Origin of the sequence: Photorhabdus heterorhabditis (assembly GCF_001280945.1) — a bacterium.
GTDB classification, from domain to species: Bacteria; Pseudomonadota; Gammaproteobacteria; order Enterobacterales; family Enterobacteriaceae; genus Photorhabdus; species Photorhabdus heterorhabditis.
In genome coordinates, this window is record NZ_LJCS01000011.1 from 69,098 (window position 1) to 94,114 (window position 25,017).

8 protein-coding genes and 1 pseudogene are annotated in these 25,017 nt (G+C 45.8%); all 9 read left to right on the top strand.

The window, feature by feature from the left end:
• Positions 1 to 27 precede the first annotated feature (27 nt).
• On the top strand, positions 28 to 11,316 hold the full coding sequence (locus AM629_RS21955; RefSeq protein ID WP_072161828.1) for a non-ribosomal peptide synthetase: 11,289 nt from the start codon (positions 28 to 30) through the stop codon (positions 11,314 to 11,316).
• Complete coding sequence (locus AM629_RS06505) at positions 11,313 to 16,772, top strand: non-ribosomal peptide synthetase (RefSeq protein ID WP_054477272.1); 5,460 nt, start codon at positions 11,313 to 11,315, stop codon at positions 16,770 to 16,772. The genes AM629_RS21955 and AM629_RS06505 overlap by 4 nt, the downstream gene beginning before the upstream one ends.
• Positions 16,773 to 17,846 (top strand): NAD-dependent epimerase/dehydratase family protein, encoded by a 1,074-nt coding sequence (locus AM629_RS06510; RefSeq protein ID WP_054477273.1) that lies wholly within the window; start codon positions 16,773 to 16,775, stop codon positions 17,844 to 17,846. It begins immediately after the preceding gene.
• Positions 17,843 to 18,970 (top strand): Gfo/Idh/MocA family oxidoreductase, encoded by a 1,128-nt coding sequence (locus AM629_RS06515; protein ID WP_054477275.1) that lies wholly within the window; start codon positions 17,843 to 17,845, stop codon positions 18,968 to 18,970. Before AM629_RS06510 ends, AM629_RS06515 begins: the two co-directional genes overlap by 4 nt.
• On the top strand, positions 18,963 to 19,706 hold the full coding sequence (locus AM629_RS06520) for a thioesterase II family protein (protein ID WP_054477277.1): 744 nt from the start codon (positions 18,963 to 18,965) through the stop codon (positions 19,704 to 19,706). Before AM629_RS06515 ends, AM629_RS06520 begins: the two co-directional genes overlap by 8 nt.
• A 34-nt stretch (positions 19,707 to 19,740) precedes the next feature.
• Complete coding sequence (locus tag AM629_RS06525) at positions 19,741 to 21,012, top strand: MFS transporter (protein WP_054477279.1); 1,272 nt, start codon at positions 19,741 to 19,743, stop codon at positions 21,010 to 21,012.
• Entirely contained in the window at positions 21,009 to 22,781 is a 1,773-nt protein-coding gene (locus AM629_RS06530; protein ID WP_054477281.1) for an ABC transporter ATP-binding protein, read from the top strand. Before AM629_RS06525 ends, AM629_RS06530 begins: the two co-directional genes overlap by 4 nt.
• Positions 22,774 to 24,519, top strand: a complete 1,746-nt coding sequence (locus AM629_RS06535; RefSeq protein ID WP_054477282.1) for an ABC transporter ATP-binding protein — start codon at positions 22,774 to 22,776, stop codon at positions 24,517 to 24,519. Before AM629_RS06530 ends, AM629_RS06535 begins: the two co-directional genes overlap by 8 nt.
• Positions 24,520 to 24,654: 135 nt before the next feature.
• Positions 24,655 to 24,771 (top strand): annotated as a pseudogene (locus AM629_RS25115) (transposase); the annotation flags it as partial.
• Positions 24,772 to 25,017 lie beyond the last annotated feature (246 nt).

A 25,017-nucleotide genomic window follows, 5' to 3' on the forward strand; every position in this document is an offset into this window, starting at 1 on the left:
ATGGTAATAATTATAAGGAATTAAGGTATGAATGATAATAATAATTTATCAGGGTGGGTAAGAGATACTCTTTATTTATATGCAAATAAACAGCCTAACGAAACGGTTTTAAGATATTGCCTTAAGGATAATACACAAGAATTTAACTATAAAGATATTATCTGTCTCAGTAGCTATATTGCCCGCCATATAAGTTACCGCGAAAATGCTAAAGCGATTATTCTGATACCGGGTAATACTCAGTTTATTTTGGGATTCATAGCTTGTATTATCCGTGGTATTACCGCTGTCCCCGTTAACTTACCGGCCAGTCATCGTCTTGGACGAGTAGCGGATACAATTGATCATATCTTTGAAGATTGTCAGCCAGAATATATTATTACTTTAAAAAGCTCGGTTGATGAAATTGAGAAGCGGCAATGGCATGTAGGTCGTCAGGTTATTGTGCTTGATGATATTCTTACGGAGAATGATATATCAGAAATACCATCAGCTAATGAATATAAAGAGCTAATGTGTCCGAATGATGGTCCGGTATTTCTTCAATATTCTTCTGGTTCTACCGGTAAGCCGAAAGCTGTCTGCAATTTTGATGCAAATATGCAGGCCCAACATGAGATATTGCTTGAATTACATCGCGATTGCCAGCCACGAATTATTACGGCCAATTGGATACCGTTTTATCATGATATGGGCATGTTTTGCGGATTATTGACGCCACTATTATCTGGCGGTTGTTGCAACTTTATTTCTCCCAGCCATTTTACGGCTGATCCTGCCCGCTGGTTAAAACTGATTACTGATTATTCTGCAAATTCCACAGCCGCACCAGATTTCGCTTGGCAGCTGTGCGTTGATAGTATCACTCAAGAGCAGGCAGCAGAATTCGATCTCTCTTCGCTTAAAATGGTATTGAATGCCGCAGAACCTATCCGGGTTGAAACTATGCCGCAGTTTGCCCGTCACTTTTCTGTGTCAGGTTTTAACCCTTTGAGCTTTGTGCCCGCCTATGGTATGGCGGAAGCAACACTTGTCATCAGTCGCAAACCCGCCGGGATGCCATTCATTAGCCAGTGTTTTGATGCGGATAGACTTGCTTCCGGTTACGCTGTTCCTGCGGAAAATGGTCGTGAACTGGTGAGTTCAGGGCAGGTTGTCAGTGGATGGAAACTGCGGATTGTTGATCCTGAAACCGGTGAAATATTACCGGAAGGGCGGGTTGGTGAAATTTGGGTTGATGGTGATTCCAAAGCGCCTGGTTATTGGCAGAAACCCGAACTTAGCCGGCAGACTTTTATGGCTTGTCTTAATCAGTCTATAGATAAAAGCTATTATTTGCGGACAGGCGATTTAGCCTTTATCTGGCAAGGAGAGCTTTATATCTGTGGCCGACATAAAGATCTTATTATTGTCGCTGGCGAAAATTACATGCCAAATGATATTGAAGCCAGTATCGAGATGGGATGTGAAGACGTAAAAATTGGTGGAGTTTGTGCTTGCCAACGGGTAGAAAGCGGTGAGTTGTTTGTCTTTGCCGAAGTTTATCGCCACCTTGAAGCGACTAAATTACAGGTTATTGCCCGGCAGATTGCTGCCAGAGTCGCATCGGATTTTCAGCTTTCACTGGCGAATGTGGTGTTATTGCCTCATGGCGCGTTGAAAAAAACTTCCAGTGGAAAAATCCGACGTAAACAAATGTTGGCTGATTTTGAGAATAGCCAACTAAAAGTGCTCTTTGCTTTGCAGTCTGATATTGACAAAAAAGAAGCTTCTTCCTTGCCCGGTTGGCTTTATCAGCTTCTTTGCAGTTTGCTTCATTTAGATAACCCAAATCCTGCCTGTGGTTTTGCTGAATTGGGATTAACCAGCCTGTTAGCAGTCCGCTATTGCCAGCAGATAAATAAAATCTGGCGTTGTAATCTAACCCCGGCGGATTTATTTGCTTACCCAACTATTACTCAGTTGGCTAAATATATTGATAAATTATCAGATGAAAAAATCACGGTATCTGCCACAAAATCTGAATCAACCGGAAATAAACAGATTGCAATTATTGCGATAAGTTGTCGCTTACCGGGGCAAACAAGTAACAAATGGCAACAATATGGGCAATGGTTGGCAAAAGCAGAGTTAGCCGTTAAAGCCAACAATTCAGAACTTCGTCAGTTTGCGCTTCCTATTGGCGCTCTGGAACATATTGACCAATTTGACGCCCGTTTCTTCAACATTTCAGGTCGGGAAGCACTATTACTTGATCCTCAGCAGAGGCTATTGCTTGAATTAAGCTGGCATCTGTTCGAACAGGCCGGATGGTTGCCGGAGCAACTGAAACAATCGGATACGGGTTTCTTTATCGGTCAGAGCGGCAGTGAGTTTGGTCAGCAATTACTGCAACTGAATAATCCTGAATATGCCAAAAGTTATTTGGCTACTGGGATTAATACGAGTGCAAGTTCTGGCCGATTAGCGAAGTTCTATGGAACAACCGGTCCTGCACTCACTATTGATACGGCTTGCTCTTCTTCTCTAGTGGCATTGGATACGGCGATTCGCAGTTTACAGCAAGGGCAATGCCACGCTGCTGTTGCCGGTGGCGTTAACATTTTACTGTCACCGCAGATTGAACAGACATTGATAAACGCTGGCATGTTATCGCCTAAGGGCCGATGCGCTACGCTGAGTGAAGACGCGGATGGCTATGTCAGAGGTGAAGGTGCGGCATTACTATTACTCAAACCTTATCAACAGGCTTTGGATGATGGTGATCCGGTGTTGGCCGTGATTGAATCCAGTTGTGTCGCTCAGGATGGTGAAAGTAGCAGCTTGACTGCTCCGAATCCCCAAGCCCAGTCAGCAATGCTTAAGCGATTGTTGGAACAGGCTGATATTGCGCCTGATGATATTGATTTGCTGGAGATGCATGGCACGGGTACCGCTTTAGGTGATCCGATTGAGTTACAAGCGATTGACAGTGTTTATGGTAAACGACACCAGCCGTTGCCGTTGGCCGCCTGTAAAGCACAGATCGGTCATTTGGAAGCTGCCGCAGGTGTGGCCTCTGTGGTTCGGGCTGTGGCGCAGATACAACAGCAACAACGGTTTGGTCATCCAACTTTGGCCTCGTTCAGTGCTAAATTGTCAGCGTTAATGCCACGTTATCGCTACAGTAAACAGACTGAATCCCACCGAATAGAACGAGTTGCGATCAGTTCATTCAGTTTTACCGGCACAATGGCGGGTTTAGTGCTGAGTAAAGCAAATTTATCTGACACCACTATCCCAGCGCCATTTGTTGAAAATGGTTTATTGCCGCTTTCAGCTTGTAGTGCATCAGCATTGCAGCAGATGGCTAATCAACTGGCGGATTTGCTGGAAAATCATCAGGAACAAGCCGGTGAATTGCTCAACGGTTGGTTGAAGAAACGTCATCATCATTTTGGCTGGCGGGCGCTAATCAGCTATCAGAATTTAGCCACTCTGATCGCGCATTTACGCCATGTTGAGCCAATTCAAGTTGATCGTGTAAAAATGTTAGAGAAGGGGAGTGATCCTTGTGATTGGTTACAAGGGCAATCCTATAACTGGGTTAAGTATGCTGGAAACATGCCGGTTAGCCGATTTACACTAGCACAACTTCCTCTCTATCCATTTAATCGTGACAGTTACTGGCCGGAAGAACTTCGTTTAGTTGTACAGGAAACACAGGATCAATCCGAATCTTGTTCAGGTCATACAGGCTTTGATTTCGTTATCAATTGGATAGCGGATGTGCTGGGAACTGAGCCTAACGCATTAGCAATGGATGATAACTTGCTTAATTTGGGCATTGATTCATTGCAGATGTTGGATCTGGTGGATGAGTGTAAAAAACAGCATGTCATTCTGTCATTATCTTCTTTATTCGAGCAGCCAACATTAGCTGCATGGCAACAGTGTTGGTTTTCTGCCGCTCAATCTGAAAATGTCTCAAAAGAGTCAGAACAGCCGGTTATAAAATGGAATGGCGAGCCTTTTGAACTCACTTCGGTTCAGCAAGCCTACTGGACGGGGCGGCAAAAAGAACAGACGCTGGGCGGAATCGCTTGTCAAGTCTATCTGGAACTGGATTGTCCGTTACTGAAGAACAGCGATATTGAATGGGCAGTGAATCAATTACATCAGCGCCATGATATGTTGCGGATGCGTATTACCGGTGATGGTAAAGGGGAGATTACGGTTTACCAGCCGGTATCCATTGAATCTTATGATTGGCAACAACTTTCACCGAGTTTATTGGAAGAGAAAAGATTCACGCTTAGGAAACGTCTGGAAACTAAAGTTGCAGATCTGACAATTGAAAGTGGATTTGGCGTGGTAGTAAGCCATACCGTAAATAGCAGTCGCTTACATATTAATATCGATATGGTAATGGCGGATGCTATGAGCCTTCAGATTTTGTTGAGAGAGCTCAGTCAGCTTATTTTGATGCCGGGTGTGCTTCTTCCTCAATTAAATTACAGCTTCCCGCAATATCTGTGTGAACAGGCCGCTGATAATCAGTTAATCGATAGTCGTCAATACTGGCAAAACAGATTGGCTGAGCAATTGCCTTTTGCGCCTCAGTTACCGCTGGCAGTTAAACCGGAACATATTGATAAGCCTGATTTCCATCATCGTCAGTGGAGTCTGGAACAACAGCGTTGGTTATCATTAAAGGAAATTGCCCGCAGCAATGGTATAACCCCGTCAATGCTGCTGGCGAATTGCTTTGCTGAGACATTGCGTGGCTGGGCTGAATCGCCGGATTTCACACTGAATCTGACTATTTTCAACCGTCGCGGAGAACATCCTCAACTGCTTGATTTAGTCGCAGATTTCACAACATTATTGTTGCTGGCTTGTCATACACAAGCGGGGAACAGCATCTTAGAAAATTGCCGGGCTCTCAATCGCCAGTTTATGTCAGATCTGGATCATGTGGATTACAGCGCGATTCAGGTTATGCGGGACTGGTCGCAGATGTACGGGCATCAAGTTCCCATGCCGGTGGTATTCACCAGTAATCTTGGCCGTGATCTGCTTAACGGTAATGAGCTGGGAGAACTGAATTATCTGGTATCCCAGACGCCGCAAGTCTGGATTGACTGCCAGGTGATGGAACATCAAGGCGAATTATTAGTCAGCTGGGATTGTGTCGATGGGTTATTCCCTCAAGGCATGCTTGATCAAATGTTTAGTTTTATGACTCATCTGATCAGCGCAATTACAGATAATTCTCAACTCCTTTTAAAGCCGGTTTCGCATTATGTCACGCCGGAAATTATTGAACAGCGTACAGAGCCTAAAGATCGTGATGGCATGCTGTTTACGCCACGTTTGCTGCATCGTCGTTTTTATGAGATTGCTGCATTGTGGGCAGATTCACCAGCAGTTATCACGCCTCATCAACGACTCAGTTATGGCAAACTTGAACAGGATGTACTGGAACTGGCTTACAGGCTGAAAGAGCAAAAAGTAAAAGCCGGAGATAACCTGGCATTACTGTTGCCAAAAGGTACAGAGCAAGTTGTGGCTGTTTTGGCTTGCTTGAGTGTTGGGGCGGTATATGTTCCGCTGGATGTCGCGCAGCAATCAGCCCGTTTACAGACCATCATCAGTCAGGCGGATATTTCGTTGATTATTACAAATAACGAATATCAGGAGCTTGTTAGTGGTTGGTTTGATGCGGTTCTGAATATTGAGCAGACAGGTGACTCACGACTGCCATTATCACAGGTGATTTATGGGGAACCGGAACTTTCTGCTTATATCATCTTTACTTCTGGCTCTACCGGTACACCTAAAGGTGTTGTGGTATCTCATCAGGCTGCCGCTAATACAATTGATGATATTAATCGCCGTTATGGTCAGCAGGAAAAAACACGGGTATATGCCCTGTCGGCACTGAATTTTGATTTGTCGGTGTATGACATTTTTGGCCCTCTCGCGTCAGGGGGAGCCTTGGTGATGCCTGAGATAGGCCATGAGCGGGAAGCAAAACAGTGGTTGGAACAGCTGCATCAGGAACAGGCGACAGTCTGGAACAGTGTCCCTGCGTTGTTTGATATGTTGCTGGTGGCTGCTGAAAATGATCCTCGTGGCTTGCCGGATTCATTGCAACAGGTGTTGTTATCCGGTGATTGGGTTGGTCTGGATCTGCTTCCCCGTTTGCGTGAAGTCGGCAGTCAGGCTCAATTAACGGCAATGGGGGGAGCGACGGAAGCGGCAATCTGGTCTAACGCGATTGATGTCGATGTTATCCCGTCGGAATGGCGCTCAATTCCTTACGGTTATCCGCTCTCTAATCAGCATTACCGAGTCATGGATTCACAACAACGGGATTGCCCTGATTGGGTCGCCGGAGAGTTGTGGATTGGCGGAAAAGGTGTAGCGCTGGGCTATTACGGCGATCGGGAAAAAACAGATGCTCAGTTTGTTCTGCATCAAGGGCAGCGTTATTACCGGACCGGAGATTATGGCCGCTTTTGGCAGGGAGGATGCCTTGAGTTTCTTGGCCGTAAAGATAGCCAGATTAAACTGAATGGTTACAGGATTGAACTGGGTGAAATTGAAACGGTGGCTTTACGTCACCCAGCAATCAGTAAAGCTGTTGCATTGTGTTTATCTGAACCACAGAAACATCTGAGATTATTCGTTGAAGGTCAGGTTATAACGGGTGATTCTTCAACATTCGCTGATGATATATTGCCTGAAATGCCATCATTTATTCAGGTAGAAAACAGTCAGGATGATGAACAGCATATCGCTTTGTCACTGTTGCAAAAGATATTGCTTGATTCTTTGCAACTGACATTCACTCAGCCGCAAAGTGCAGAAATACTTTACCAACAGGCAGGGGTGATACCTCGTTATCAACCACTATTTATTCAGTGGCTGGCGTGGTTGACGCATCAGGGATGGTTATCTGAAAGTGAAACAGGCTGGCAGTTGAATCATGGTTGGCAACCAGATAACAAACCGGTTCTGGCATCACGAATGGACAGAATTTATCAGGCGCTTAATGGGTATTGTGACTGGATTGTTCAAGTCATTCAGGGGAAACAGAACCCACTGATGCTTATCGACGATCCTGTATTGTCGCCGGAGGTTCTGGTTGTTGGTTCACCGGAAACCGAAGTGGTCATTACCCTTATTGCGGATCAAATCCGTCGGTTATCCACGATATTGCAGCGGCCTGTCAGAGTCGCAGAGCTGAATGGCCGCAGTGGTCTGTTTGCAGGCAAGTTACTCAGTCTATTATCAGATTTGGAGATTGAATATTGCTTGGTTGAACAGGCCGGTTCACTGCGTGAACTGGCGAAATATCGTCTGTCAGGTTATCCGCATCAGAGTCAGGTTTGCACAGTGCGGGAAACGGCAGATTATAGTGCCGATTTGGTCATCAGTAATAACGCATTGCATCGTTATGCCGATATCTGTCGGGGAATCTCTGATCTGCAAGTATTGGCATCTTCTGGCAGTGGCGTATTGGTGTTTGAAAGCCAATATCTCAGCCCGCTGGCACAATTAACGGTGTTACTGCTGCAAGATGAAAACGGTTTTACTGATCTGCGACAAGGTCAGCAAGATCCACTACTGGATAAGAAACGTTGGCAGCAGCAGTTGTTGCAAAGTGATTTACCCGTGCAGTCTGTCACGGTAATGGGTGAAAACTCTGTACTGTTGATGTGCAAAAACTGTCGTGGCAACGTTACGGTTAATCGCCACGAACTGACACAGCATCTGACAAATTATCTTCCAGCTTATATGTTGCCGCAGTATTTGCATGTTTTAGATAAATTACCATTGAGCGCTAATGGAAAAATAGATCGCAAAGCACTTGAGCAATTAGCTGTAGACGGGGCAGAACAGGAAATTCTGCAATCTGCCCAAGGTGTCGAATTGTCAGGAAAAGCCGAATATCTGGTGGCTAAAATCTGGCAACAGGTATTGGGAACAGAACCAATGGCTGACAGCAATTTCTTCCTGCTTGGTGGTGATAGTTTACATGCCACCCGTATTGTTGTGGCGTTGGAATCAGCAGGGGCTGTAGATGTCACACTGGCTCAGGTGTTCTCCTCCCCGGTATTGCGTGACTTTGCTCGTTTGATGACTTTTGCTGAACTGTCAAAAACAAAAGTGATGCAGCTGCAACATCAGGAAAGTGAGCGTTATCAGCCATTCCCGCCTACAGATGTACAACGTGCCTATCTGATGGGGCGTCAGGCTGGTTTCCGTCTCGGTGGGGTTGCCACTCATTATTATAACGAATACGAAGGCCAGCCTTTTGATGCAATGCGGTTAGAACAGGCTTTATCTGCCTTGATTGCTCGCCATGATGCATTGAGAATTGTATTTGACGAGCAAGGAATGCAACAGGTGTTGCCACAGCAGCCAAAACCTGCGCTAGACGTGATCCACTGTTCAGATCAGCAATGGTCAGAAGAAACCAGTAAATTGCGGGAACGCTTATCTCATCGGGTACTTGATCCGACACAATGGCCGCTGTTCCATGTGACGCTGATTCAGTCAGATAATGGGCGTAACCGCCTGTATATCGGGTTGGATAATTTGATCCTTGACGGTTTGAGTATGCGTATTTTCTTCACCGAACTTGAGCAGCTTTATCAGCAACCGGAAGGAGTATTGCCATCCGTTGGGATTGGTTTCCGAGATTATCTCACCACGGTGATTTCTGATGAAGAGAAGAGCCGTAAATCGGCAAATTACTGGCAGGCCCGGCTGGCAGAATTACCTGAAGCGCCAAAGCTGCCACTGATTTGTGATCCGCAGTCATTGGGTACGCCTCGGTTTAAACGTTGGCAATCTGTTTTGCCTCGGCAGCAGTGGCAAACGCTGACAGAAAAAGCCCGGCATTATCAAGTGACGCCTTCTTGTTTATTGCTGACTTGTTATGCACAAGTGTTGGCGAAATGGTCTGAATCGGCGTCATTGAGTATCAATGTGACGTTGTTTGATCGTCAGCCATTACATCCTGATATCAACCATATTCTGGGGGATTTCACTTCACTTCTGTTACTGGAATGTCATCATTTAACCGATGAAAACTGGCTTAACAGAGCACAGCGATTACAGCAACAGCTTTGGCAAGATCTGGCTCATACTGATGTTTCGGCTGTATGGGTTATCCGTGAATTGAATAAACAACGGCAAGTTACCGATTTGGCTATGCCCGTCGTGTTTACCAGTGCGTTAGGGGCAGAAGTCATGCCTTATCAAGAGAGTGCACAACCTTTCCCGCCGGCTATCTGGGGAATTTCTCAGACTCCTCAGGTTTGGATCGATCATCAGGTATATGAACAGGATGGAGAATTACGTTTCAACTGGGATGTGGTTGATGGCCTGTTCCCGCAAGGTATGATTGATACGATGTTCAGCGCATATTGTGATTTGCTGACGCAGTTAAGTGTGACCCCGGACTGGCGTACTCAGGTGAATGTAGCGCTGCCGATACAACAGCAGCAATGTCGTCAACGGGTTAATGATACGCATCAGGAATTGAGTTTTGCACCAATGCATCAGCGTGTTGGGCAGGCGATGACACAGTTTGCGGATCGAACAGCGATTATTGATGGTGAGCAGCAGGTCAGTTATCAGCAGTTAGAGCAACATGTGCAACGATTAGCCCAGGTTTTGGTTGAACAAGGCATTTGTGCGGGTGATTGTGTTGGTGTTGCGTTGCCGAGGGGTTATCAACAAATCGTCGCAGTACTGGCTGTTCAGTGGTTGGGCGCGGCTTATGTTCCAATCTCTGTCGAGTGGCCGGTACTGCGCCGGGAACAGGTTGCTCAGCAGGCGGGGTTGATTTGTGTTGTGGCGGATAGCCACTTGCAATGGACGGAATCTGTCGCAATTGTTGATATTAACCAGTCACCGCTGACAACAACGGTGATTCAACTCTGGCATTCACAAGCTCAAGATCTGGCTTACATTATTTTCACTTCTGGCAGCACTGGCGTACCTAAAGGCGTAGCGATCAGTCACGGTGCTGCGGTCAATACTATTGAAGCGATCAATCGGCAGCATTGTGTTGGTAAACAGGACAAAGTTCTGGCGCTGTCTGCACTGCATTTCGACCTTTCTGTGTGGGATATCTTTGGTGTGTTGTCAGCGGGAGGGACTTTGGTCACGGTACCTGAAACCTATTCCAAGGACGCTGCACATTGGTTGACTCTGATAAAACAGCACCAGATAACGTTATGGAACAGTGTGCCAGCCTTACTGGAAATGGCGCTGTTACTGAGTGAAAACGGTGAACAGGCCGATGCGCTTACTAGTTTGCGTCTGGTCATGCTCTCTGGTGACTGGATTAACCTTGCATTGCCTGAGCGTTTGAAACGCTGGATACCACAGGTACAACTGGTTTCTATGGGGGGCGCGACCGAAGCGGCCATTTGGTCGAATTACTGGTTAGTGGATGAGCTTGATCCTGAATGGAATTCTATTCCTTATGGATTACCGTTACCGAATCAGCGTTTCCGTGTAGTCAATGAACTAACGGAGGATTGTCCTGATTGGGTTGCCGGTGAACTGTGGATTGGTGGTCATGGTGTGGCGCTAGGTTACTTCGGTGATGATGAGCGCACTGCCAATCAGTTTATTTTCTGGCAAGGGGAGCGTTGGTATCGTACTGGTGATATGGGCCGTTATCACCCAACAGGCGTACTGGAATTCTTGGGACGGCGTGATCAGCAGGTTAAAATTTCCGGTTACCGTATTGAGCTGGGTGAGATCGTACAGGCTCTGAAAGGTTGTGATGGTATTGAAGATGCGTTGGTATTTGTTAATCGACGTGGCGAACGTCCATCCCTCTCAGCTTGCGTTTTAGCATCACAAGAGCCGGATTGGTCGCTGTTGCGGCAGCAACTGTCAGCACAATTACCAGAATATGCGGTTCCGGTCGAGTTTGGTTGGTTGTCTTGCTGGCCGTTGACAGACAATGGCAAGCTAGATCGCAAAATGATTGAGCAACAACTACGGCATGTTGTCAATCAAGCTATGGATACATTGCCGGAAAGCCCATTGGAAAAACAGCTGGCAGATGTGCTGTTGCCATTACTTAATCTGACGCAACTCAGCGTTCATGACAATTTCTTTGCCCTTGGTGGCGACTCCTTTATTGCAACCCGTTTCACTTCTGAACTGAGGCGGTGTCATAACATTGATTTGCCACTCTGGCAGGTTTTTAACCTGCAAACTATTGCACGTATGGCGCAACAACTACAATCCGCACCCGCAGAAGAAGCGGAAATGATTTTTGAGGAAGGTTCTCTATGAATAGCCAGGAAACGATACAGAAAAAAACAGTACAGCTATCAGCGCCACAACAAGCTGTTCAGCTTTTACTGCAACTTGAACAACAACAGGCTAAATTCTGGCTGGAAGGTGATGCGTTGAAGTTTCGCGCGCCTGAGGGAGTGATGAATCCTCATGTTATTGCTCAGTTGAAAAATTTGAAACCACAAATTGTTGCGTTAATACAGGAGTGGCAGGAACCACAGAGTTTTGTGATAAACCCGGCACAGAAGCATTTGCCTTTTGCTCTAAGTGATGTGCAGTCAGCCTATTTTGTCGGGCGTCATGCAATGTTCGATTATGGTGGTGTTGGTTGTCACGGCTATTTTGAGATTCTGACTGAACATTGGGACGTTAAACGCCTTGAACAGGTATGGAATCAACTGATCCAACGCCACGATATGTTGCGGGCAGTATTCACTGTTCAGGGGCAGCAACAGATTTTGCCGGAAGTGGATCGTTTTACTATTGATTGCGATTCCTCTTCGCAGGAAGAACTTCGACAAACCCTGTCTCACCGGGTTTATCAGACAGATTGTTGGCCTCTATTTGATCTGAAAGTCAGCCAAGCGGCAGGGAAATCCTGCCTTCATTTCAGTATTGATTTGCTGATTGCGGATTTTCTCAGTGTACAAATTTTGCTGGCAGAACTGTTAAAAGGTTATCAAGAGCCTCAGACAGAACTTGCTCCATTGCAGGCCAGTTTCCGTGATGTGATGGAGTTTGAGCGCCGCCGCCACCATCAGCGCAGTTATGCCAGCGCGCGTGAATATTGGTTGAAACGTCTGCCTGAGTTGCCGGCCAGCCCACAATTACCTCACCTTCCAGTACAAAGTGGCGTTGTTCCTCGTTTCAGTCGTTACGATTTGCAACTCACGATTAAGCAGTGGGAGCAATTGCAACAACATTGTCGTTTGCAGGGCGTCTCTCCTTCTGCACTGCTTTTGGCGCTATTTAGTGAAACACTTGTTCGCTGGTCAGAAACGAAATCTTTTTGCCTCAATCTGACCGTAATGAACCGCCGTGATCTTCATGAAGATATTCACCGGATGGTTGGGGATTTTACCAGCGTTAGCCTATTACAGGCGGATATCAGCCAGCCACTCTCCTTACTGGAACGGGTGAAAAATCTACAGGCGCAACTGTGGCAGGATTTGGAGCATAACGCATTCAGCGGTATTGAGGTGATGCGTGAGCTGGCACGACAGAGGGGAGCAGAAGCTGCGAGAATGCCGATAGTATTTACCAGTGCATTAGTTGGCGAGGGTAAAGAGCAGGCGCAGGATATTATCAGCCAATTACCGATGGATATTGAGATTGGCTATGGTATCAGCCAGACCCCACAGGTATGGATTGATTGCCAGGTGATGGCCCGTAACGGAGGGTTATTGGTCAACTGGGATATCATGGAGGGAGTATTCCCGCTAGACCTCATCCGCGATATGTTCAATTGCTTTACTGGCGCGATACATCAGGTACTGGAACATGTTGATGTGTGGGATCAGGTACTCGTCATTAATCTGCCTGAGTACCAGCAAAAAATACGGCAACAGGTTAATGCGACTGAGGAAGTGATTAAATCGGCGCTATTACATCAGGGTATCCTAGAACAGGCCGGTAAAACGCCTGATGCATTGGCGCTGATTGATGCATGTGGGCAGGTGACCTACCAACAGATGGTAACACGCGCCACAAAATTGGCTGCCTTTTTGCCTCAAGGTGGACATAGCGCGGTATTGATGGAGAAAGGTGCGGAGCAGGTTATTACAACCCTGGCGATTCTAATCGCTGGTGGTGTTTATCTGCCACTTGATATTTCACAACCGTTACCACGGATATTACAAATTCTTACTGATGCACAGGTTAGTGCAGTATTGACAGATAATGAAGTTTTAGCCCAACAGTTGCGGGAACAGGGGTTTAATGCTGCTAGCACAGAGAATCTGTCAGAGCTGGCAACGACTTCCGTTGTGTCAGTGAAGCAAAATGACCCGCATAATCTGGCCTATATTATTTATACCTCCGGGAGTACCGGGCAGCCGAAAGGCGTGATGATAAGCCATGATGCGGCGCTGAATACCATCAGCGATATCAATCGCCGTATGAATGTCACATCGACTGACCGCATGCTGGCACTGGCGAGGCTGAGTTTTGACCTTTCTGTTTACGATATTTTTGGTGTACTTAGCGCAGGTGGCGCGCTGATATTGCCGCAGGAGCAGGATTTACAAAACCCTGCACAATGGGCGCGGCTAATTGATAAGCATCAGGTGACGTTGTGGAACTCTGTCCCAGCGCAAATGACGATGCTGACCCGCTATCTGTCTGAAGGTGGGAAGGAATCCATTGGTAGCTTGCGTTGTGTGATGATGTCTGGTGACTGGATCCCGCTTAATTTGCCAACCGCTATTTATCAGCATGCGCCAGATGCTTATCAGTTCAGCCTGGGTGGGGCGACTGAAGCTGCTATTTGGTCAAATATATGGCCGATAGAACCTTCAAAAACCTATCACAACAGTATTCCTTATGGCACGCCATTGGCTAATCAGCAGTTCCGTATTTTGGATCTCCGTGGGGAACCTTGTCCTGACTGGGTTGCGGGAGAACTTTGGATTGGTGGCCGTGGTGTTGCCCAAGGCTATTGGCAGGATGAAGAAAAAACTCGCCATCACTTTATCACTGACAGCCAGGGACAACGCTGGTATCGCACGGGAGACCGGGGGCGTTATACCATCAATGGCATTATTGAGTTTCTTGGACGCTGTGATAATCAGGTAAAAATTCGTGGTTATCGGGTGGAAACGGGTGAGATAGAAGCCGTGTTGGAACGACATAATAGTGTGGCTCAGGCTGCGGTTGTCGTAAAAGGGGATAAACATAATCAGGAATTACATGCTTTCGTTGAAGCGGCGACAGAAAATTCGTTGGAACGGGCAGAAAAGCTGTATCAACGCTATGAGATGGCATTACAAAAAGTACGCTCAGTTGCCAGCAATATTGAAGCAACGATAGATAAGCAAAAGGTAGAAAAGCTGGTTTGGTTCCTTGATCGTGTAGCCCTGTTGCATATGGCGGGTGCGTTGGTAGATGTCGGTGCTTTACAGGCAGGAAAGTCTGCTACCCTCGATTCTGTGATGGAAAACGGCAGTATTGCGGCAGAAAACCGGCAATTAACACGCCGGTGGCTGAGAGCGTTGGTTCAGCATCAGCTAATTCAGCAGCAAGGTGAGTATTACCAGCTCAATGCTGATGTTTCAGAGTATGAAATCAAGCAGTGTTGGCAACAATGTTATGACTTGATGTCAGCATTGGATGATGACCAAGGCTTGCTTACCTATCTGGAACGCAGTAGCCAATGTCTGCCGGAATTGTTGCAAGGCAAAGAAGATCCGCTGAATTTGTTGTTCCCTGATGGCAAGTTGGATGTGGCGACCAAAACTTACCAAAACAATCTGATCAGTAAAATGATGAATCGCTTGTTGCTGGCTGCGGCTGAACAAAAAGCGGCTCAGATTAACCATGAGGAAGGGCGTTGCCTGCGGGTCTTGGAAATTGGGGCTGGTGTGGGCGGCACCAGTAACGTACTGATCCCGAAACTGGCAGGCTGGAAAGTCGAATATACCTTTACCGATGTTTCACCATTCTTCCTGAATGAGGCCAAATTGCGTTATCAGCAGTTTGATTTTATTCGTTACCGGTTGTTTGATTTCAATCGTACACCGGTGGAACAAGGGTTGGATTGTGGTCAGTTTGACATGATTGTCTCTTCTAATGTTCTGCACAATGCGGTTATTGCTCGTCAGGGATTAGAACATCTGCGTCAGTTATTGGCGCCGGATGGATGGCTGCTGGTGATTGAAGCGACACGGGATAATTACCAGTTGATGACTTCTATGGAATTTAAGCACGGTCTGAGTGATTTTGCCGATGAACGGCTGGAGCTGGATTCGCCGTTTATGCCGCAGAAAAACTGGCTTAATGCCATGAACGATGTGGGTGCGGAGACGTTATGGGCTTATCCGCCAGCAGAAGACGCGCTTTATCAATTGGGGCAGAGTTTTATTTTGGCGCAATTTAACCTCAATCGTAAACCATGTAGCAGCACAGAATTGTTGGCGTCATTAAAACAACAACTGCCTGCTTATATGGTGCCTGCTCGCCTTACCGTACTTGATCGTCTGCCTGTGACAGCTAATGGCAAAGTGGATCGTAAAGGTATGCCGGATTTACCGGAGCATAGCGGGAATGAACCAGTAGCAGAAAGCAACAGCAGTGACGAACTGGAACAGACCTTACTGACGTTGTGCCGGGAACTGCTTGGGCATAATAATATTGGTCTTGATGATGATTTCTTCGCCAGCGGTGGTGACTCATTATTAATAACGCAGTGGGTGAGCCGGATTCGTCAGGAACTTGGGGAAAATAACGTTCCGTGGGAAGGTAGCTTGCGTCAGGTACTACAGCAGCCAACTGTTCGTGCATTGGCGGCATTTTTGCGTACGCAGTCAGTGCAGGATAAGAGAGCATCAGATAACCATGCTTGTTTGACGTTGTTGAAGGAAGGTCATGGTGATCCGGTCGTTATTCTGCATGAAGGCAGTGGTACAGTACTGCCTTGCTTGCCTTTGACCGAAAAACTTTCCGGGCCGGTTTATGCGCTGAGTGTGGTAGATACAGAAGCTTTCCTGCAAATTCCGTCTGAGCAGTTAATTTCTCAATTGGCACGGCATTATCTGCGTGATATTCAATCTTTGCCTGGTCATTGCCATTTATTTGGTTACTGCATGGGTGGGTTATTGGCTTTTGAAATGGCGCGTCAGGCAATGGAAAATCAGACTCCGGTTGCCTCCGTAACGATTGCCAGCAGTTATCAGATCCCTTACCTGATTGATGACCCATTGATGATAGATATGGCGATTATCTGGGGATTGTCAGTGGAATGTCCGTGGCCGTTGCCTCAGGAACAACTGGAAACTGTTTATGAAGCTTTGCTGGCGGAGAAGCCAGAGGTAATTGATCGGCATTCCGTCGCTGAATATGCCCGTACCCGCGGAATGGATGCCTTTGCCGATGCTTATATGGCCGTAGTAGATATCCCGGAAGATCAGCGTTTACAGCAATTGGTCAGTGCTATTCGTAAAAATGAGATTGCTGAGAAAGAGTTGATCCGGATGTGTTCTGTTTTCCGTCACAGCATTCGGGGTGTTTGTCGTTATCAGCCAGACTATTTTGCCGGTGATCTGACGTTTGCCTGCCAAAATAGTGATACCTATTTGCTGCCTGCGCTCCAGCAGGACATGAAAGAATTCTGGCAACAATATTGTCTTGGAAACGTCAATTATCTTTCACTGAATGGCGACCATTTTGACTGTATTAAATCGGATAATGTGATGCCATTGGTAAACCATCTTGAGCAGAACAAAGCGCAGGTAAGCTAAATGAATTGGGATAGAAAAATTCTGGTAATAGGCGCCACGGGCGCAGTAGGCCGTTCTGTCGTTACCGCATTAAATCAATTGGGTTATCAGGTGTCGGGTGCAGGGCGTCGTCCCTGTGCTGAATTAGCTGATTATCATCAGATAGATTTATTTGATGAAAAAGCACTGACTGAACTTTGTCAGCCATTTTCTTTGATCATTAATGCCGCAGGTCCTGCTTCGCAAATTCAGGACAGAATCGCCAGAGCAGCATTGGCTTCGGCAACGCATTATCTGGATGTTGCGGGAGAGCCTATTGTTTGGCAGAAATTAGCCGCAGATGAGAAATTAGCGCCTTTATTACAGAAATCAGCTTGTGTCTTGGGCGCGGGATATGTGCCGGGATTTGCCTCGATTTTACCTTTTTTAGCGGCAAACCGGCTGAAATCAGTGAGTAAAATGCGGTCATATCTTGGAGGAATAGAACCTTTTACGGTGACTTCCGCCATTGATTTTATTGATAGCCTGAATGAGCAGAATGGTAAAGCAGGTCATATCTTATCTGGAGGAACGCTACAACGGGCAGCCATAGAAAAAAATGTTCAGCCTGAAACCGCTAACAGGGCATTTGATGCCCTACCATATCTCAGTTTTGAGTTGGAAAGAGTTGCCCGTCAACTCAATCTGGTTGATTTCGCTGCATTTAATTTACTGGCGGATCGTCAGCTATTGCTGACAGATCAATTTAATGGTGAGCAGGGAATTAAACAGCTAATCAGCCAGAGTGAAGAACTAACGCATCATTATGGTCAACAGCAACATATTTTGCTGGAAGCAGAAGGCGTACTGGTGGGGCAATCCGTGACGTTTATTGCCAAAGGACGTTTTACTGATAGTTACCGTTTTACCGGAGTCGTTGCTGCATTGGCGGCGGATATGATGCTAAAAACACCACAATCAGGGTTGAAATGGCTATCTGATTTAGCTGATGCAGAGCAGTTATTATCAGGGCTTGAGCACATGGGGGCCTTTGAATACTGGCAGATAGAAATGAAACAGCGTCAAAGTACAGATTATATTGAGGGGGAACTATGAGTCGTCCATTACGTGTTATCGTCTGTGGTACGTTGTTCGGTCAGGTTTATTTGTCAGCGTTTAAAACCCATTTTCCCGGTTTTGAACTGGCGGGCATTATTGCCCGTGGCAGTGAGCGCTCGCAGCGGCTGGCGGCTGAATATCAGGTACCTTTGTATGAACACGTTTCCCAGTTGCCGGATGATATTGATATTGCTTGTGTTGTGGTACGTTCTGCCATTGTCGGTGGCGCGGGCAGTGAACTGACAAAACAATTGTTGAGCAGAGGCATTCATGTTTTACAGGAACATCCGGTTTATCAGCGTGATGTGGCGGAATGTTTGAAACTGGCTCGCCAGAATAATTGCTGTTACTCGGTCAATACGCACTATCCGAATGTTCCGGCAGTACGGCAATTTACTGATTATTTGCAACAGGCTATGCAGCATCAGCAACCTTTATTTATTGAAGCCACCTGTGGCGTTCAAGTAATTTGCGGTTTGCTGGATATTTTGGGGCGTGCATTAGGAAAATTCACTCCTTTTGCTTTTGGCGACGCCCATCACTGGGATAAACAATTACTGACGCAGGCCGCCAGTTATCCGCCTTATACCACTATTCAAGGGGTTATTATGGGGATACCGTTAATCCTGAATTTGCAGAATCAGCTTGATCCCGGCGATCCGGATAACCATTTCCACATTATGCAACGCATTTGTGTCGGTCTGCCCAGTGGTAATTTGCTGCTGGTGAATACACATGGTCCGGTATTGTGGAATTCACGCTTCCATATACCACGCCAACGTACAACCAGTGGGGTAAGGGAGCCTCTATTACCACAACAGGCTACCCATTACTTTAAACCGCCAACGGCTGTTTCATTGTATGACTGTTGCCCAAGTCTGGAACAGATCACTAATCAGCATTGGCCTGAGGCTATTCGTCATGCTTTGCGGCAATTTGCCATACAGATGGAACGGCCTGATCCCCGCATGGCGCAATATTTACTGACAATGGCTTCTGTTTGGAAAACCTTAATGAGTAAGGTTGGCAACCCAGAAAGTTTGCATGTGCCTGATCCTGTTCCACCTCAACCGGAGATCAGTGAATTTCTGAAACAACAGGGGGATGTTCACTATGTTTGATAAGGTATCGCTTGATAGAGCAATGCGACTGATAAAGCCGGGAACCGGTAGCCAACTAATCTGTTTTCATTATGCCGGGGGCAGAGCAGAATATTTTATCCCCTGGCGTGACGGGATCTCAAAGGATACTGCGGTTTATGCCGTTCAATTACCAGGACATGGCTCGCGAATTAGCGAGCCGTTACAAACTTGTATTCATCAGTTGGCAGACAGCTTGGTCGAGGCATTGAATATTTTGCCTTTACGTCCGACTTATTTTTTTGGGCATAGCATGGGTGCTGCGCTGGCCTTTGAGGTGGCATTGCGTATGCAACAACAGGGTAGAAAAATCTGTGCATTATTTGTTTCTGCCCGTCTGCCGCCACACAAAAATAGTGGTAATGATTATCACCGTCGAGATGAACAGCAATTGTTGAATAAAATTACTTCTCTGGGCGGTTCTGCGATTGATTATCAGGCAATGCCTGAATTGAAGGCGTTGTTAATGCCTATTTTCCGTGCGGATTTTCAGGCTATCGAAACATATCAACGCCGTTGTCAGCAACAACTTGATTGCCCGGTATTTGCTTGTGCCGGCGAACGCGATACGGAGGTTTCTTCGGAAGAGATGGCGCAGTGGCAGTGGATAACTAAAGGGAAATTTGAACTGAAAGTGTTTGATGGCGGGCATTTTTACCTCAATGATCAATCTTCAGTTTTATTTGACTATATCAATAGTAATATTGCTGCTTCATAGTATCATTGCGCAATCAATAAATTTAGGAAATATCATGAAATATAATCATAACCTTATTGGTTTATTTGGCCTTTATTGCGCGCAAGGTGCTCCTTTGGGGTTGGCAATTTTTGCTTTGCCGGGGATCTTACGGCAACAAGGGGCTGATATGCAGTTTATCGGCCTTATTGGTTTATGCATGTTACCCTGGGCATTCAAATTTATCTGGGCTTCTTTCATTGAAAACCATAAACCGTGGGGATTTGGCAAACTTTCTGCCGGATTAGCCTGGATTCAACTATTTAAAATACTTTCATTGCTTGCTATCGCTTCTCTGTGGTTTTTTAGCCCACAAACTGATGTCATCGGTTTGCTAATCATACTCACATTCATCAATCTTCTTTATGCCAGCCAAGATGTTGCGGTTGATGCTCTGGCAGTGCGCACTTTTGCAGGCAGTCGTCATGTCAAAGTGAATGTCGGTCAAGTTGCTGGGTTTAGTTTGGGGATGCTGGTTGGTGGTATTCTCAGCCTTTATGTTTTCAGCTCTGTGGGTTGGCACAACATGGTGCTGTTCTTTTTACTGGTTCAGATAGTTTGCCATATCCCATTTATGCTTAATAAGGATAAATTCAATATCGATCAGCAGCTTCCCGTTAAACCGGGCAGTGCTTCCGTCTGGAAAATATTCCGTCGTCAGGGAAGTTTGCCGGTTATTCTGATGGCATTGTTGTTTAAATTTGCCAGTACGCTTGGTGCCGGATTGATATCGCCTCTGCTCGTCGATATGGGTGTTAATCTGGAATTTATTGCTCTGATTTCCGGCAGTGTATTAATTATCAGTTATATTACCGGAGCGCTGGCTGCGGGTTTTCTTCATCGCTGGTTTTCCAGCCCGGCTTTGGCATTAAGTGGACTGATTGCCAGTGCGTTATGTTGGTTAGGACTGGCGATTTCACTCACGGTATCATCAACAGATCCCACAATGGTCTTTATCTTCTTTATGTTGGAAGGTTTCTTTTTCAATCTGAGCTGTGTTTCTTTCTTCTCTTGTTTCATGCGCTGGAGCGAAGGAGATAGCAAACAGGATGTTATTCAGCCAGGAACCAATTTTACCTTGCTGCAATGTTGTGAAGTGCTTGGTAGTAGTGCGGCAATGGTCATTGCCGGAACGCTGGCGCACTATTGGGGATTTACCAATGCGTTCTATGCGGCGGTTGCAGGAAGTGTTACCACAATTATTATTGTGACCATTTGCTTCCGTCTGTCTTTGTCTATGATTAACCGTCCGTCTGTTCAGCTTCAGCGAGTTGAGGTACAACAATGAAATCAGATGACAGCGCTTTTTCTTGGTTGATGAAACTGATCGGGACTCAGAAGAAAAGAGTGATCGCTTCCATGACCTTAGCCGTTATCTACTCTTTGTTGGCGTTGGTGCCTTATGTGTTGATCTATCGTCTGATAGATACTTTTCTGCATCAGCCGGATGCGGCTGCATCACAGGTATGGTGGCTGGTTGGCTTGGCAGTCATGGCGTTGGCTGGCAAGATAATATTGCAACTATTTTCCGGTTTACTATCGCATAAAGCGGCTTTCCAGCTTCTGTTTGAATTACGCCGCAAAGTGATTGCACGAGTGGGTGATTTGCCGTTGGGAGCATCTAATCGTCATACCTCTGCAACAATGAAGAAAATTATCTCAGACGATATTGGTAGAATTGAAACATTCATTGCTCACCATTTACCGGATATCGCTGCCGCTATTGTTTCACCGCTGGCAGCGGCCACATTGCTGTTTTTCTTTGACTGGAGGTTGGCGTTATTGGCGTTGATCCCTTTGCCATTAGCCATTGCCATGCAGTGCTGGATTTTCAAGGGGTTTGATTCGCGTATTAGAGCTTATCATCAGGTTGTCGCAGATTTGCATACCAGCGTAGTGGATTTTGTGAAAAGTATGCCACTGGTCAAAGCTTTCAATATGACCGTAGATTCCCATCAGCGGTATGCCAATGCCGTGGAACAACATCATCGGTTAGTCACAGGGTGGCTTGTCGATACCCGAATGCCAGCGGCATTGTTTAAGCTGGCGTTGGATTTGGGATTGTTATGTATTATGCCCGTTGGTATCTGGCTGTATGCCCAAGGGGATGTGGCGCTGGCGACATTATTTATCTTCATGCTGTTGGGAATTGGCTTGATGGAACCACTCTACAACTTACTGCAATTTGCGGGTATGTTCAGCGAAATGCTAAAAGGTGTGGAAAATATCCGTGATTTTTCTGAGCAGCCCCGGCAGCGTGAAGGGGCTGTTCCACAGCCAATTAAGGGTAGTGATATCTGTTTTGAACATGTCACATTCCGCCATAATAATGCGGTTATTCCTACGGTAGATGCTCTCTCTTTTATCGCTCGGCAAGGGGAAATTACTGCGATTGTCGGCCCTTCTGGGGCAGGGAAAACCACCGCCGCTCAACTTATTCCCCGGTTATATGAGTATCAGCAAGGTTGTATTTCGATTGGGGGAAGCGATATTACCGCGATGCCTTTGGATCAATTAATGTCGCTGGTTAGTTTTGTTTTTCAGGATGTATTTATCTTTGAAGACACCATTATGAATAACATCAGGATGGGGAACCAGGATATTACCGAATCGCAGATTATTGCTGCGGCTAAAGCGGCTTGCGTTGATGAATTTGTTCGTGAATTGCCGCAAGGATATCAAACAGTGGTTCAGCAGGGTTCGCTCAGTGGTGGGCAGGCTCAACGGCTCTCTATTGCCAGAGCGATAGCAAAAGATTCTCCGGTTTTAATTTTGGATGAAGCGACCGCTTATGCGGATGCGAAAAATGAAGTGAAAATCCAGCAGGCACTGTCCCATTTGATGAAAGGGCGCACAGTGCTGGTGATTGCTCATCGGCTGAATACACTGGTCAATGTTAATAAAATCATTGTGATGGATAATGGAGGTAAAGTGGCGGAAGGAACGCATCAGCAACTTTTGCAGGGTTGCCAGCTTTATCAGAATATGTGGGATGCTCATCAGGCGGCAAAAAGCTGGCATGTGGCTATGCGTAGCCAGGAGGTTTCACATGTTTAAGGCGTTTAACCTTTCTCGTCTGATTGGAAAACCACTGAAAGGGCTTTCCAGTATGGTGGCTCTCTCCATACTAGATGCTTTTCTGGCATCAGCGCCTTACGCATTTCTTTACTACATCGTTCTCGACATGCTCTCTGATATGCCCGATATGATGTATCAGTTTAAACTGGTAGGTGGTTGTGCGGCTTTGATGTTGGTTCGGGTATTACTGGCTCGTACACTTTATTTCAATATTGCACTGATTGGTTTCGATGCCGGGCGTACATTACGTAAAAACTTGGGAGAACATTTGCGCCGTATGCCGATGGGGTTTTTCCAACGGACGGATATGAATAGTGTAAATAATACATTGCTGAAAGATATTGATATGATTGAACATATCTTCACGCATTTGTATGCGCCAATAATTGCAACGGCTTCTGTACTCTGTTTCTTTTCTATCGGATTATTATTAAAAGATTGGCGTATGGCGTTGGCTATGCTTTCAACTTTACCTCTGGCGGTGTGTGCTTATTTACTGATGAGACAATATGCGCGCCGCTGGCAAAGTTGGATGCAGCAATTACTGTTCAAACTTAATGATGCTTTGATGGAGTATATTGATGGCCTGAAAGTGCTGAAATCTTATCGGATGCTTGGTCAGGCTTTTGGCCGTTTGAACAATGTACTTACGACGACTTATCAGCAATCGCTGACTGCTGAAAAAGCGGGCGTCTGGCCGATATACAGTTTTAATTTGCTGGTGGAATGCGGATTTATCGTATTGTTGATCGCACTGACTTGGGGGTGGTTGGGGCATACCTTGTCATTAGCGGAGGTACTGGTATTTCTTATTGCAGCGGTGCGTTTTTTCCGGCCATTATTGAATATGTCAATGTTTCTGGCTGAGTTGAATTATTTTAGTCTGGCAACAGAACGGGTTAAAAAAGTATTTGAATTGCCTGAATTATCGCAGGGAAATACTCGACCGCAGCTCAATAATATGACGCTTGAATTAGATAATGTGTATTTTGCGTATCCCGATAAACCAGAAATTTTTCGAGGAATAAATCTAACTATTGAAGCGAATAAAGTGACCGCTTTGGTTGGAGCATCTGGTTCAGGAAAATCAACGCTGGCTGCATTAATAGCTCGTTTTTGGCAACTTTCTGCAGGAAGTATTTGGGTAGGTAGTGGCAACCAAAAAGTCGATATTGCCTCTATGGAGGTGGAATATTGGCAGCAATATATCAGTGTGGTATTCCAGAGTAATTATATGCTCAATGATACGATTGGTAATAACCTGCGAATTGCCTGCCCTGATGCCAATGATGAAGAGTTATTGCGTGTCTGCTGTCTGGCAAGATTGGATAGTTTACTGAATAAATTGCCTGATGGATTGAATACGAAAATTGGTGCTGATGGGATACACCTTTCTGGCGGAGAATTGCAACGGCTTTCTATCGCAAGGGCATTACTAAAAAATGCGCCTCTGGTTATTTTGGATGAAGCAACGGCTTCGCTTGATCCAGAAAATGAAAGAGATATCCAATTAGCGATGCAGTCATTGATAACTAATAAAACTGTGCTGGTTATTGCGCATAAATTGTCATCTATTGAATATGCGGACAAAATTGTGGTGATGAATAATGGTGAAATTGCTGAGCAAGGACAACATCAGCAATTATTAGCAAATCGAGGGATTTACCATGATCTTTGGACATTACAGCAATCCGCGCAAAATTGGCGGTTAGCTTGAACTACTGAATAGTTAATATTTCCTGTGGGCAGATCAAATGGCCCACAGCTTATTGACAAAGTTCGGGTTTTTATCCGGCATTTAATGAGCAACTGCCTTTTACTTATCGGTATCGATCTCAGCAAACATTCTTTTCACGTGCATTGCCATAGTAATGGCTGGCCCGCCATCGATCCCATTATACTGGTTAAGATGCTGAGATTGGGTTATTTATTGGGTATCCCCAGTGAACGTTGTCTGGTATTGGAAATATGGTAAAAAACATTGAGTTAATTCATTGATTTTAGTTTGGATGGCTTGACAGTTGCAATAGAACTTGTAAGTATTTCGCCCGAACGAAAAAGGACATCCGATTTCTCAGATATCCTAACCCTATAACCTTTATACTTATATCTAAGTGGCGCAAAACCGATCAATCTACAGTTATGCATTTTCAGGTTCCGGTATCGAACGCTCATTGAGCTTTTTATCTCTCAATCAACGCACTTTGAATTGGTG